General features: G+C 65.3%; 13 protein-coding genes and 1 tRNA gene. 9 read left to right on the plus strand and 5 right to left on the minus strand.

The window, feature by feature from the left end:
* Nucleotides 1-132 precede the first annotated feature (132 nt).
* The 5 genes from eno to ACZI8W_RS01115 all read left to right on the plus strand — a co-directional run bounded on the left by eno (nucleotide 133) and on the right by ACZI8W_RS01115 (nucleotide 3,773).
* Nucleotides 133-1,419, plus strand: coding sequence for a phosphopyruvate hydratase (eno, locus tag ACZI8W_RS01095; RefSeq protein ID WP_463366638.1), 1,287 nt, complete (start codon nucleotides 133-135; stop codon nucleotides 1,417-1,419).
* A 296-nt stretch (nucleotides 1,420-1,715) separates the two neighbouring features.
* The gene (locus tag ACZI8W_RS01100) at nucleotides 1,716-2,129 is read left to right on the plus strand and encodes an FtsB family cell division protein (protein WP_463366639.1); all 414 of its coding nucleotides are present in this window, start codon (nucleotides 1,716-1,718) and stop codon (nucleotides 2,127-2,129) included.
* Nucleotides 2,126-2,653 carry a DUF501 domain-containing protein gene (locus ACZI8W_RS01105; RefSeq protein ID WP_463366640.1) on the plus strand — a complete coding sequence of 176 codons (528 nt, stop codon included), beginning with the start codon at nucleotides 2,126-2,128 and terminating at the stop codon, nucleotides 2,651-2,653. Before ACZI8W_RS01100 ends, ACZI8W_RS01105 begins: the two co-directional genes overlap by 4 nt.
* Nucleotides 2,650-3,603, plus strand: coding sequence for a Ppx/GppA phosphatase family protein (locus ACZI8W_RS01110; protein WP_463366641.1), 954 nt, complete (start codon nucleotides 2,650-2,652; stop codon nucleotides 3,601-3,603). Before ACZI8W_RS01105 ends, ACZI8W_RS01110 begins: the two co-directional genes overlap by 4 nt.
* A 96-nt stretch (nucleotides 3,604-3,699) precedes the next feature.
* A tRNA-Leu gene (locus tag ACZI8W_RS01115) sits at nucleotides 3,700-3,773 on the plus strand.
* A gap of 71 nt (nucleotides 3,774-3,844) precedes the next feature.
* Here the strand turns inward: ACZI8W_RS01115 and ACZI8W_RS01120 are convergent.
* Nucleotides 3,845-5,077, minus strand: a complete 1,233-nt coding sequence (locus ACZI8W_RS01120; RefSeq protein WP_463366642.1) for a lipase family protein — start codon at nucleotides 5,075-5,077, stop codon at nucleotides 3,845-3,847.
* Between the two features lie 194 nt (nucleotides 5,078-5,271).
* On the opposite strand from ACZI8W_RS01120, the gene ACZI8W_RS01125 reads away from it, so the two are divergent.
* Nucleotides 5,272-5,745 carry a hypothetical protein gene (locus ACZI8W_RS01125; RefSeq protein WP_463366643.1) on the plus strand — a complete coding sequence of 158 codons (474 nt, stop codon included), beginning with the start codon at nucleotides 5,272-5,274 and terminating at the stop codon, nucleotides 5,743-5,745.
* 320 nt (nucleotides 5,746-6,065) lie between these two features.
* Here the strand turns inward: ACZI8W_RS01125 and ACZI8W_RS01130 are convergent, their stop codons facing one another.
* A complete protein-coding gene (locus ACZI8W_RS01130; protein ID WP_463366644.1) occupies nucleotides 6,066-6,212 on the minus strand; it encodes a hypothetical protein in 147 nt (48 codons plus the stop codon).
* Nucleotides 6,213-6,430: 218 nt separating this feature from the next.
* On the opposite strand from ACZI8W_RS01130, the gene ACZI8W_RS01135 reads away from it, so the two are divergent.
* Together ACZI8W_RS01135 and ACZI8W_RS01140 are read left to right on the plus strand one after the other, a co-directional pair.
* Nucleotides 6,431-7,894, plus strand: a complete 1,464-nt coding sequence (locus ACZI8W_RS01135) for a SulP family inorganic anion transporter (protein WP_463366645.1) — start codon at nucleotides 6,431-6,433, stop codon at nucleotides 7,892-7,894.
* A 50-nt stretch (nucleotides 7,895-7,944) separates the two neighbouring features.
* A complete protein-coding gene (locus ACZI8W_RS01140; RefSeq protein WP_463366647.1) occupies nucleotides 7,945-8,139 on the plus strand; it encodes a hypothetical protein in 195 nt (64 codons plus the stop codon).
* A 68-nt stretch (nucleotides 8,140-8,207) separates the two neighbouring features.
* Here ACZI8W_RS01140 and ACZI8W_RS01145 read toward each other — a convergent pair whose 3' ends face one another.
* Entirely contained in the window at nucleotides 8,208-8,405 is a 198-nt protein-coding gene (locus tag ACZI8W_RS01145) for a CsbD family protein (RefSeq protein ID WP_463366648.1), read from the minus strand.
* 133 nt (nucleotides 8,406-8,538) lie between these two features.
* On the opposite strand from ACZI8W_RS01145, the gene ACZI8W_RS01150 reads away from it, so the two are divergent.
* A complete protein-coding gene (locus ACZI8W_RS01150) occupies nucleotides 8,539-8,700 on the plus strand; it encodes a hypothetical protein (RefSeq protein ID WP_463366649.1) in 162 nt (53 codons plus the stop codon).
* Nucleotides 8,701-8,714: 14 nt separating this feature from the next.
* Here the strand turns inward: ACZI8W_RS01150 and ACZI8W_RS01155 are convergent, their stop codons facing one another.
* Together ACZI8W_RS01155 and ACZI8W_RS01160 are read right to left on the minus strand one after the other, a co-directional pair.
* Nucleotides 8,715-9,728 carry a magnesium transporter CorA family protein gene (locus ACZI8W_RS01155; protein ID WP_463366650.1) on the minus strand — a complete coding sequence of 338 codons (1,014 nt, stop codon included), beginning with the start codon at nucleotides 9,726-9,728 and terminating at the stop codon, nucleotides 8,715-8,717.
* 18 nt (nucleotides 9,729-9,746) lie between these two features.
* Nucleotides 9,747-13,262, minus strand: coding sequence for a protein kinase domain-containing protein (locus tag ACZI8W_RS01160; protein ID WP_463366651.1), 3,516 nt, complete (start codon nucleotides 13,260-13,262; stop codon nucleotides 9,747-9,749).
* Between the last annotated feature and the right edge of the window lie 33 nt (nucleotides 13,263-13,295).

Consider the following 13,295-nt stretch of genomic DNA (forward strand, 5'->3'; position numbering starts at 1 on the left):
GTATCACCCAGGGCGGCGCGCCCGTATCACCCAGGGCGGCGCGCCCGTGGTTCACAGCCTGGTCGTGGCGGTTAGGCTGTTCCCAACGTGCAGACCCCGCAGCGCGGCCGTCCATCGAAGGAGAATCAGCCAGTGGCCATCATTGAGCAGGTAGGAGCCCGCGAGATCCTCGACTCCCGTGGCAACCCCACGGTCGAGGTCGAGGTGCTGCTCGAGGACGGAAGTTTCGCTCGCGCTGCCGTGCCCTCCGGTGCCTCCACCGGCGAGCACGAGGCCGTCGAGTTGCGTGACGGCGGCGACCGCTACAACGGCAAGGGTGTCGAGAAGGCCGTCGAGGCCGTCCTCGACGAGATCGCCCCGGCCATCATCGGCATCGACGCCACCGAACAGCGCGCAGTCGACCAGGCACTGCTCGACGCCGACGGCACCCCCGACAAGGGTCGCCTCGGCGCCAACGCCCTGCTCGGTGCGTCGCTTGCGGTCGCGAAGGCCGGCGCAGAGACCTCCGGTCTGGAGCTGTACCGCTACCTGGGCGGCCCGAACGCGCACATCCTGCCGGTACCGATGATGAACATCCTCAACGGCGGCGCGCACGCCGACACCGGCGTCGACGTCCAGGAGTTCATGGTCGCCCCGATCGGGGCTCCCACCTTCAAGGAATCGCTGCGCTGGGGCACCGAGGTGTACCACTCGCTCAAATCGGTGCTCAAGTCCAAAGGCCTGGCCACAGGCCTCGGCGACGAGGGAGGCTTCGCGCCGGACGTCGCGGGCACCAAGGAAGCGCTCGATCTGATCAGCGAGGCCATCGCCAAGACCGGCCTGAAGCTCGGCAGTGATGTCGCGCTCGCGCTCGACGTCGCGGCCACCGAGTTCTACACCGAGGCCAGCGGCTACGCGTTCGAAGGCAAGAACCGGACGGCCGACGAGCTCGCCGACTTCTACGACGAGTTGCTCTCGGCATACCCCTTGGTCTCGATCGAGGACCCGCTCTCCGAAGACGACTGGGACGGCTGGGTCGCGCTGACCGACAAGATCGGAAACAAGATCCAGCTCGTCGGTGACGACCTGTTCGTCACCAACCCGGAGCGCCTCGAAGACGGCATCGTCAAGGGGGCCGCGAACGCATTGCTGGTGAAGGTCAACCAGATCGGCACCCTCACCGAGACCCTCGACGCCGTCGACCTCGCGCACCGCAACGGCTACAAGACGATGATGAGCCACCGGTCCGGTGAGACCGAGGACACCACCATCGCCGACCTCGCTGTTGCCGTGGGCAGCGGCCAGATCAAGACCGGTGCCCCCGCCCGCAGCGAGCGTGTCGCCAAGTACAACCAGCTTCTGCGCATCGAGGAGTCGCTCGGCGACGCTGCCCGCTACGCCGGCGAGCTCGCGTTCCCGCGTTTCAACATCGAGGGCTGAATCCAGGTATGAGCCAGCGCGGTAGATCTCGACCCGGCGCCCGCCGCAGCCGCACGGAGAGTGCGGCGGGGGCCCGTCGCACCGGCCGCACACGTCCGTCGGGGTCTACCGCATCGGCCGACCTCGGTCCAGAGACCGCGGGTGCACGCCCCGCAGGCAGGGAGGATCCCGCTCACTCGTCCCGCCGTGGACGAGGCAGCATTGGTCGTGCGCGGCCCACCCGCGTCGGAGCTCCCCGCGACGCACGGCATCCCCGCACCGAACGCACCTTTTTCGGACTGTCGACACCTCGTGCGGTGATTCTCGCGCTCGTCGTGTGCGGACTTGCCCTGACGCTTGCGGTACCGCTGCGCACCTACGTCAGTCAACGATCGGAATCCGATCGGATTGCGCAGGAACGGGAGCAACTCGAACGCGAAATCGCCGCGCTCGAAGACCAGAAGGCGCACATCGACGATCCCGCCTGGATTCGGGCGCAAGCACGCGAACGACTGCGTTTCGTGATGCCGGGAGACATCCCGTACCAGGTCCAGCTGCCAGGCGATGTGACCCTCGTCGACGAGGAGAAAGAACCGGAAACACCGTCCACCGGTGCCTGGTACAGCGACCTGTGGCTTTCGGTGGTCGAACCGCCACCCGAACCCGACACCGACCCGGTGCCGCAGCACATGCCCGTGGCACCCCCAGAACCAGGAGATATCCCCGGGTGACCGCTCCCGTTCCACAGGAAGACCTCGACGCCGTCGCCGCCCAGCTCGGGCGCGAACCCCGCGGTGTCCTCGCCATCGCCTACCGCAGCCCCGACGGCGCGCCAGGCGTGGTCAAGACCGCGCCGAAGCTTGCCGACGGCACCCCGTTCCCCACGCTCTACTACCTCACCGACCCGCGGCTCACCGCCGAGGCGAGTCGTCAGGAATCGGCCGGTGTGATGCGGGAGATGACGGAGCGGCTGGGCACCGACACCGACCTGGCCGCCGCGTATCGGCGCGCGCACGAGTCGTACCTTGCCGAGCGCAATGCCATCGAATCCCTCGGCACCGAGTTCACCGGCGGCGGCATGCCCGACCGCGTCAAGTGCCTGCACGTGCTCATCGCGCATTCGCTCGCGAAGGGGCCGGGAGTCAACCCGTTGGGAGACGAATCGGTGGCGCTGGCCGCCGACGCAGGGCTCCGAGGCACCGCGCTCCCCGCCGACTGGCCCACCTACGCCGAGCTGCGCGGGGAACGCCAGTGAGCCCGGTTCGCGTTGCCGGCATCGACTGCGGCACCAACTCGATCCGCCTGCTGATCGCCGACATCGCTGACGACGGCGCCCTCACCGACGTCACCCGGCTCATGAAGGTCGTACGGCTCGGGCAGGGTGTCGACGCGACCGGGCGTCTTGCGCCCGAAGCGATCGAACGCACTCGTGTCGCATTGGTCGAGTACGCCGATCTGATCCGCAGGGCCGGCGCCACCGCTGTGAGGATGGTCGCGACGTCCGCGACCCGCGACGCCCAGAATCGCGAGGACTTCTTCGCTATGACCCGCGAGGTGCTCGGCGGCGTCAGCCCCGGAGCCGAAGCCGAAGTCATCACCGGCGACGAGGAAGCACGCTTGTCGTTCACCGGCGCGGTGGGCGAACTCGACCCGGCCAGAGGTCCGTTCGTCGTCGTCGATCTCGGTGGCGGCTCCACAGAAGTAGTGCTGGGCGACGAGAACGGTGTGCGCGCAGCGTATTCCACCGACATCGGATGCGTGCGCCTGACCGAGCGGTGCCTGCACGACGATCCGCCCACCGCCGACCAGGTCGCGGCTGCGCGCGTGGTCGCAGGGGAGAAGCTTGCCGAAGCGCTCGACCGCGTCCCTGTTGCGCAGGCACACACCTGGGTGGGAGTCGCGGGGACGATGACCACGCTGGCTGCGCTCGCCCACGATCTCGACGTGTACGACCCGGCAAAGATCCACCTGTCCTCGGTCCCGTTCGACCGGTTGACGCAAGTGTGCGACGGACTCGTCGCCGCGACCCGCGCCGAGCGTGCGGCGCTCGGGCCGATGCACGAGGGCCGCGTCGACGTCATCGGTGGCGGTGCGATCGTCACCACCGTGCTCGCCGAGGAACTCGGTCGACGGGCCGGGATCACCGAACTCGTTGTGAGTGAGCACGACATCCTCGATGGGATCGCCATGTCGCTCGCCCACTGATGTAACCGCGACGATCCCAGTCTCCCGCGCGTGCAATTGCTGCAGCGGGAAGCAGGAATTGTTGCGATTGGATGACACGCTAGGGTGAGTCAGTCAGCCCCCATAGCCCAATTGGCAGAGGCAGCGGACTTAAAATCCGCCAAGTGTCGGTTCGAGTCCGACTGGGGGCACAGGTGAGACGCTATTTCGTGAAGATCACGAGCAGCAGATATTCAACGTCGAAGGTACCTGATCGTCAGCGTCAGCAATTTGACGTGGGTGCAGTACCCACGAAACGTGCGTCGAAGAAGTCGAGCGCGCCGGGAAGTCCGAGCACGGCGGCGGTGATGTGGTCGGGGCTCGATACGAGTTCGGATCGAACCGGTACTCCGGCGTCGCAGTACCTGCGCAATGTCGTGGTGATCGAGTTCAGGGGAATCAGAACGTCGGTGGGTGAATGCCATTCATATACCGGAGCATTCGGCACTGCTGGGATCTGTTCGACGCTGTTCTCCATCAGCACTTCTTGCACGGATGGGCTGTCCAGAAGTGACATGCCGACCTCGGGGTCGGCGACGTCGGCGATGCTCAGTCCTGCACCGGAAGCCAGGATGTCGCTGGTGCAGCCGTTGGCGATCCGGTCGCGCAGGGCCATCCCAGTCTCATTGAGTTGACCTGTGACCGGCATCCGGTCCGGGTACTCGCGCTCGAGCCCGAGTGCGGCGGCCATTGCCAGACCGAAAGCGGGGTGGGCGGACTCACCGAGGCCTTTGGCCATCTCCCCGATGTCCATGGGGACTCCACCGTATGCACTGCCGACAATGTCGAGTTCGGGTGCGTACGTCGAGGCCAGGACCGCCGCCATCGCAGTCGTCATGCCACCACCCGAGTACCCGGCGATACCGATCGGGCTGTCGGCGAGTTCGAGTGGGGCGTACCGCTGCACGGCCCGGATTCCGTCGAGTGTGATCTGTGCGCCGACCTTCGCGGCCCCGTATGCACTGACCGGACCGAGGTGGTCGGGGATCGCGAGCGACCAGCCTCGCTGTACCGCGAGGATCAGTCCGGGAGATTCCCGGATGCCGCGGAGCGGGTTCGCGGAGTACAGCGCGGTAGATGGAGCACACTCGAGACCCAGTGCGTTGATGATGGCTTGGTAGGAGACCAGCGGGCGTCCCGGTGCGGCGCCGTGTGGCGACAACACGGTCGTCACAGCGGAGATCGGAGCGCCGTGGGAGTTCGTCGTCCGATACTTGAGCTGCACGGCATCGGTACCGGGGAATCCCAGTGGTGCCGGTACGATACGCGAGGCGAGTACATCGCCGGGCTGACGATCGGCGATGTCGTCGGGGGTGGTGTGGAACGGGTCGCTGTTGGCGGCGGGGTAGACGACGGTGTCGGCTATCGCGGGTGTCGCGGTGGCAAGCGCCGCGGTGACGGCGAGTGCGATCGCAGTGCTGAGCCGCAGAGTCAGGGATCGTGCGGTCAGGCGCATGTGTCGTTTCCTCGTCGTGATCGATAGGCCGCCGTATGTGGAGACATCTGTCGGGCGTGTGTGACCGTGTCGCTGCAGGATCGTCCAAATCGTCCAGAGTGTTACACCTGGTACCAGAATTCACAAGGATGTTTAAAACTGATTCTGATCATGGTCCACTGGGTGGGCAGTCCGTCTACGAGAAAGGTGCATGTATGTCTTCACGAGCCCTTCGCCGCGTCGGTGCCGCCACGATTGCCGCCGCAGGCATGCTCACAGGACTCGCGGTGGGAACCGGCACGGCCACGGCAGACACTGTCGAAGTGCCGATGGATCGGTGCTGGGGTGTGAGCCCGTACATCCTCGACCAGCCCTACGCCCCGGCGCGACTGTTCAGCTGGCAGACCGAGCCTGGCAGAACACAACTCCAGATGCCCGACGTGTCGAGCCTGTGGTTCTTCACCGGCGGATATCAGACCGATGTCAAACTCGACTGGCACAACGTCGACACCGGCGAGCGTGGCACGCTCTATGACACCGCGACCGTGTCGAATCCTGGCAACGACGTCGTGACGTTCGATCTGGTGTCGGGTCCCGGCGATGTCGAGTTCACGGTGAGTGCCGTCAACAGCATTCCGCTGTGGAGCATTCCGACCACGTCGTGCGGTGGTGTCCTCAGCGTGGCGTGAGTCCGGCGGGCAACCGCTACGCGACTGTGCCGCGCAACCACAACGCCAGCGGACAGAAGCGGCGTTCCTGAACTGTTGCTTCTGTCCGCGGCCCCGCGCTGTGTAGTCGTATCGCCATCGAAATCGCCCGTCGCACTCCGGGCATGCACTCTTCGGGTGATTCACCAGAGGAGATCCCCGTGCAGGACAAGCTGTTTCCGGTCTCGGTCACGCCCGAGGCATTGGGGACCACGGCATCGGATCCTCACACTGCAGTGGAACGACGGGCGCCTCGAACCGGCTTCGGCGGCACTCGTCGACTTCGCGAAGAGGCAGGCCGGTCAGGCTCCGCGCGACGAGAAGATCGACGTGTAGTCGAACGGCTCGGTCGACGTCTGGTGTTCGGCTTCCACCACGTCGGGTTCGGTCTGGTTCGGGTTGACCGGCTGCAGGAACAGCGGGCCGGTGCCTTCGGTGTGCTGGCTCATACGAGTCCTTTCGGGTACTGCTTCGACCACTTCATGTGTTGGCGAGGTACACGCGGGTGCGGGGTACGCAGAACCAGGAACGTGCAGCTCGAGGAATGATCATCGAGGTTCGTGTCGGGAAGGACATCCGGGATGCAGCGAACCGGTCGATGGTCCAACTCTACACCTCGCATGGCTGCGACGCGCGACGCCACGGCGGGCGTGCCTAGACTTCACCGGTGAGTACCGTCCTTGCAACGCTCCGATCGCCTCGGAGGTTGACCACCGAAATTCTCGCCGGCCTTGTCACCTCGCTGGCCCTGATTCCCGAGGTCGTCTCGTTCGCGGTGATCGCGGGGGTCGATCCGAAAGTGGCGCTGTACACGTCATGCGTCATGGCCATCACGATCGCGTTCGTCGGTGGACGCCCGGCGATGGTGTCGGCGGCTGCGGGCGCGACGGCCCTGGTCATCGCACCGCTCGTAGCGTCGCACGGGCTCGATTATCTGATCGCGGCGGTCTGGTTGGCGGGGGCGTTGCAGATCGTGCTGGCGTTGGTGGGCGTTGCGCGACTGATGCGCTTCATTCCTCGTTCGGTGATGATCGGCTTCGTCAACGCGCTGGCGATCCTCATCTTCAGCGCTCAGCTCGGGCATCTGTTCGACGTGCCGTGGCTCGTCTATCCCCTGGTGGGGTTCGGCATCGCGATGGTGGTGTTCATCCCGAAGCTCACCACCGCGGTGCCGGCCGCCCTGATCGCGATCATCGTGTTGACCGGGATCGTCGTACTGTTCGGCGTGGACGTTCCGGACGTGGCAGATCAAGGCGAGCTGCCCGGTGGTTTCCCCGCGTGGATGATCCCGGACGTGCCGTTCACGGTCGAGACCCTCGGAATCATTACGCCGTACGCAGTCGGCCTGGCGCTGGTGGGGTTGATGGAGTCGCTGATGACGGCGAAGCTCGTCGACGACATCACCGACACCCATTCCGACAAGACTCGCGAAGCGTGGGGCCAGGGCGTCGCGAACGGTGCCGCAGCCCTGTTCGGGGGTATGGGTGGCTGCGCGATGATCGGCCAGACCATGATCAATGTCAAGGAGGGCCGCGCCCGCACCCGCATCTCGACATTCTGCGCAGGTCTGTTCCTGCTCCTGCTGTGCGTCACGGTGGGCGATGTGGTCGGTGCGATCCCGATGGCGGCGCTCGTCGCGGTGATGATCGTGATCGCCGCAACCACGTTCGACTGGCACAGCATCACCCCCCGCACTCTGAAACTGATGCCCGTCAGTGAGACCCTCGTCATGCTGGTGACGGTGATAGGAACCCTGATCACCGACAACCTCGCCGTCGGGGTGGTCGCGGGTGTGCTCACCGCGATGGTTGCGTTCGCGCGCCGGGTCGCACACATGACGCGAGTGCAGGCGGTCGACGATGCAGACGGCGTGCGCACCTACAGGGTGTCGGGCGAGCTGTTCTGGGCGTCGAGCAACGATCTTGTCTACCAGTTCGATTACGCCCACGACCCCGCCCGCGTCGTCATCGACCTCACCGCTGCTGAAGTATGGGACGCGTCGACGGTCGCGACCTTCGACTCGGTGCTCCAGAAGTACGCGGAGAAGGGGAAAACCGCGCAGATCGTCGGTCTCGACGGGGCAAGCCTGCGACGTGTCGAGATGCTGTCCGGCAACCTGGGCGGCAGCTGACTGAGCTCTACCGACGTTTGGTCACCTGCCCCTCCGGGAAGCCGTACTACATGGCAATGTACAGAGTGATCGACCCCAGCGGGGACGTAGTGGACACCAAGGACATCGACAGTGCCGATGATGCGCACGCATGGTTCGTCGACATTCGGGCCGACAACACCGAACTCGGGTGGCGCATGGAGGCGCAGCACGAGACCGACGGGACCTGGCACTTCTTCGACAGCACCGAGGGAGCGTCGGAGTAGACGCACGAACGAGGGTCGGTGTACGGATTTCTCGTACACCGACCCTCGTTCGTTTCATGGTTCAGCGGTTACCTCTTGAACGCGTTCTTCACGTCGTCCACAGCATCGGAGACCTTGTCGCCGGCCTGCTTGAGCCCGCTCGACGCCTGATCGCCTCTGCCTTCGGCTTCGAGGTCGCGGTCGTCGGTGGCCTTGCCGGTCTTTTCCTTGGCCTTGCCGGTCGCTTCTTCCACCTTGTGCTTCGCCTTGTCGATGAAGTCGGCCATCGATCCTCCTCATGTTGCCGATGGAATCACCGTGCCAGCCACGCATACCCGGTCTGCAGGAACACAAACATCCACCGGCCGGCACCCCGACCGTGCGAGACTGCCTGAAGACGCACGGATTGCGGGAGGTGACATGTCTCGACAGAGCGACGACGATCCGATCGGTGGCGCCCCCGACGCGGATCCAGAACTCCTAGGTAGTGACGCGGGCACTCGCCGAAACTCCACGGCATGGGTGGTCGCAGTATTGATCGTGGTGGTGCTGATCATCGTGCTGGTTCTCGCGCTCATCTGAACCCGCTGCACTGGTCAGAGCCAATCGCGTCGCTTGAACACCAGGTAGAGCAATCCCGCCGATGCTGCGATGACAGCACTGCTCGCGAGCACACCCCAGCCGTGGCCGAAGCCCGGGTAGGGCACGTTCATGCCGTACCACCCGGTGACCGCCGTGGGCACGGCGATGATCGCGGCCCATCCGGTCAGTTTCTTCATCACCGTGTTCAGGCGGGCATCTTGAAGCGACAGATTGGTCTCGAACAGCGTGCTCACCATGTCGCGCAGCGATTCGGTCCATTCCGTCGCCCGGATCACGTGGTCGTAGAGATCGGTGTACCAGCTGTCGAGTTCAGGGTGGCTCCCGGTCTCGGCGCGATGCCGCATCACCGTGGACACGACTTCGCGCATTGGTAGTACGACGCGTCTGAGTTGAACGAGCTCCTTGCGAAGCCGGTAGATGCGGCGCTGGGTCGCGCGCGTCAGTGGAGTCGCGCCGAACAGGCCGTCCTCGATGGTCTCGATTGCCTCGTCCAAAGTCTGGATCGTGTCGAACTGACCGTCCACGATCACGTCGAGCAGACCGTGGATGAGCGCGCCGGTGCCGAACTGCATGAGGTCGGCGTGCTCGTCCCACCGCTCCACCACCTCGTCGATGTCGAATGCCTGTCCCCGTCGCACCGTCACGACCCCGCGCGGCAACACGAACGCCGATACGCGGGTGGTGTACAGGCGTGACTCGACGGTCTCCGCGGCATCGGACTCCCGATCGAGATGGGTTGTATACACCGTGAGGAAAGTGTGTGTGGGGTAGCGGGTGGTCTTGGTGCGTTCGCCGCGTGCACTCGCGTCTTCGACCGCGTGGCGGTCGAATCCCAACTCGGCCGCGAGTGCGTTCAGTTGACTGTGGCTCGGGTCGCACAAATCCACCCACACCAGGGTTCGGTCGTCCGTCAGGTGCTCGGACACGTCGTCGAGGGGGAACTCGTCCGCGACGAGCGCACCGTCGCGCCACAACCGGGTACGCACCCCTCCGGGGAGACTGGCCATGGTCGAAGTGTGCCGTATTCAGAGCTCGGTGCTGGTTTCTCCGGTGTCGGTGAGTCGTAGCATCTCGTCGAGGAACGCTGCGTCGACGACGGGCCATTCCGCCGGCCAGCGATCTTCGCGCAACCTGTCGCGGAGCGCGGCGAGTACGGCGACGACATGGGTGCCGCCGTCGACGAGGTACCTGAGCATGCCGCGGTCGCCGCATAGCTCCACCGCGGGGGCAGCGGCGTGTTCGGCTGCGTCGTCGAGGCCCGCGATGTGTAGGCAGGCGACGAGTAACCGAGTGGCCTGCAGATGCGCGCGTGGACGGCGACCGCCCGAGGTGCGTGTGTGCCACAGGCGTGCCCACTCGACTGCTCGGGCCACCGACTCGAGTTTGCCACTGCGGTACAGCAGGCGGATCGCGGTAGCGTCTTCGGTCTGTTCGGTGATCTCCACGAACCCGTCGGGGTTCGGATCCGACGATGTGGGCATCGTCCGGGGTAGCGGTGAGGTGAGGGGAAGCCCGAGTCGTACGCGTTCGTTCTCGACTCTGGCGTGGAGCCGCGGCAGCTCGTACTCGATGGCGGCGCGCAGGCCTTCGTCGAGGAGAGCGATGGCATCGTCACGTCGTCCGCGCATCGTTTTCAGGCGCGCACCGATGACGAACCGGGCGATCATGAAATCGGGTATGCCACCTCGAATCCCGAGCTCGCGGCTCTCGTCGAGGAGGGATTCGGCCTCATTGACCCGTCCCGACTCGTACAACAGTTCACCGAGCATCGCCGCGGCCAGGCGTGCTGCGTGCGAGTGGATTCCGCCGTTGCGGCGTGCCAGTCGCAGTGCGGCGCGGAAGTGCTCCTCGGCATCGTGCATATCGAGGAGTTCGTTTGCTGCGATCCCGGCGAGGCACTGACCGTAGACGGAACTGAAGGCGCCGCGGGTGCGGCTGTGGAACAGCTGGGCCCATTCCTGTCGTCGTAGTGCTGCATCGAAGTCGAACTGGTAGATGTCGGAGAAGGAGTCCACGTTCGCTGCCGCCGAGACCACCCACGGCGACATCGCCTCTGCCTGCTCGAGGCACGCGGCGATCAGGCGATCGACGCCGGAGATGTGATCGGTGTGGCAGATCATGACCGCCTCGAGAACGTCCGATTCGATGAGCATGACCTCTGTCGCGCTTGTCCCGAGATCGCTGTGGGCGAGGAGTTTCCTCGCAGTCTCGAGAGATTCGACGGATTCGTGCCTGCGGTTGAGAAGAACTTGTGCCCATGCCTGCGTGAGTTGCAGGTGTGCGCTGACGGCGACGGCGGGTGGAGGTAGCTTATCGATCAGTGCGAGCAGCGTCGACATCCGTGAGTGCTCCATCAGGAACATTCCGTCGGCGGCCACCAGATCGACGGCCTTTTGTTCGTCGTCGGCCGCGAGAGCATGGTCGACGGCTTCGCTGAGCATGTGGTGACGCTCGAACCATGCCACAGCCTTGCGATGCAGACCCGGGATTTCGTCGGGACGGTCGTGTTCGAGCCGGCGCCGCAGGAAGTCGAGGAACAGGTGGTGATACCGGAACCAGATGCGTTCGTCGTCGATATGCCGGAGGAACAGGTCGCGTTGTTCGATCTCTTCGAGCATCGCCTGCGCTCGCGGGTGTCCGGTGAGGGCAGAAGCGAGACTGCCGCTGATGGATTCGGTGATGGAGGTGGACAGTAGAAATTCGTATACCTCGGGTTCGAGCGTGGACAGCACATTGTCGGCGAGGAATTCGCCGATCGCGTGGTGCCGGCCGGTGATGTTCTCGATCATCCCCGTCGGATCGTCACTGTCGCGCAACGACAACGAGGCGAGTTGCAACGCTGCTGCCCAGCCCTCGGTCGACTTGTTGAGGTCTTGGACATCGTCCCGATCGAGGTGTAGCCCGCTCACTTCGCGGAGGAACGACTCCGACTCGTCCGTGTCGAAACGCAGGACGCTCGAATCGAGTTCGACGAGTTCATCGCGCATTCGCATGCGGCTCAGCGGTAATCCTGCCTGCGTGCGACTGGTGACGGCGATCTGCAAGTGGTGGCATCCGCGTTCGAGAAGAAAGTCCAGAGCGGCGATCGTCTCGGGTGAGGTGACGCGATGCCAGTCGTCGATCATCAGGGTCATGTGGGCACCGGTGCGGTGCAGGTCATCGATCAAGGTGCTCAGGACGTAGCGTTCGGCATCGTCGCCGCGTGATTCCAGGATCTGTGCGAGTTGCCGGCCGAGTTGCGGGCGCACCTGATCGACCGCCTCGACGAGGTGCGTGACGAACCACAGGACATTGTTGTCGTCGCTGTCCACGGCGAGCCACGCGACCTCCACCCCGTCGCCTGCGAGCACGTCGCGCCACTGCGCCGCGAGGGTCGACTTACCGAAACCGGTGGGCGCGTGGATCGCCGTGAGCCGGCGTCGCTGGCCGGCCCGCAGCAGATCGATCAGCCGGGTGCGGTCGATGAGTGGTCGGTTCGCAGCCGGCGGTCGGAAGCGGGTTGCGGGGGAGGTGGACGGCGATGTGAACGACGACGGGAACCGTCCTCCTGATGCGGCGGTCGAGGCGGTCGACGGTAGCGACTCGTGTGCCGATCGGCCGGGAGTGTCCTCGGATAGTGCCATGTTGTCGGGTAATGCCATGTCGTCGACAGGAAGATCGAAGGTGCGTTCGAGTGTCCGGAGTTCCTCCCCGAATTCCATGGCGGTCTGCGGACGTAGTGCCGGGTCGGTCGACATGGCGCGTTCGAGCACGTCGCACAGGGAATCGGGGAGCCCACCACCCCGGAGGTCGGGGATGGGTTCCGACGTGATCCGAAGGAATTGCGCTACGACCCTCTCTCCCTCCCTGCGCTCGTAGGCGGCGTGGCCGGTGATCGCGGCGAAGAGGGTCGCCGCGAGGCCGTACACATCGGCCGCGGCGGTGGGGGTGGTGCCGTGGAGGATCTCGGGGGCGGTGAATGCCGGTGATCCGGTGATGGCTCCTGAGGACGTGCGGAACCCGCCACCGACCCGTGCGATGCCGAAATCGGTCAGTTGCGGTTCGCCGTACTCGGTGATGAGGATGTTGCCGGGCTTCACGTCGCGGTGCAGTACGTCGTTCCGGTGCGCGGTTTCGAGCGCTCCCGCAACCTTGATCCCGATGCGCACCGCCTCGGGCCACCCCAGCGGTCCGTGCCGGCGGATTCGTGCCTCGAGCGAGTCGTGCGGGTGGTAGTGCATCACGAGGTACGGCAGTCCCGTGTTGCCGGTGCCGGCCTGCAGCACTGTGACGATGTGCGGATGACCGGACAACCGGCCCATCGCGCGTTGCTCGCGTAGGAACCGATCGAGGTTGTCGGGGTCGAGGGTCGTGCTGAGCACCTTCACCGCCACGGTCCGGTCGAGAGACTCCTGGCGGCATCGATAGACCACCCCGAAGCCGCCTCGCCCGATCTCCTCCGAATTCGTGAATCCGGCGGCTGTCAGCGCTCGAACGGTGTCGGCCTCGTTCGCGGTGAGGACCAGCGCGGCTCGGGTGGCGAGTGGGTCGTTGTCGGTCATCGGGGCGCCTCGTTCAGGTATTTCTCCAGGATA

The sequence above is a fragment of the Rhodococcus ruitaii genome (genome assembly GCF_055230935.1).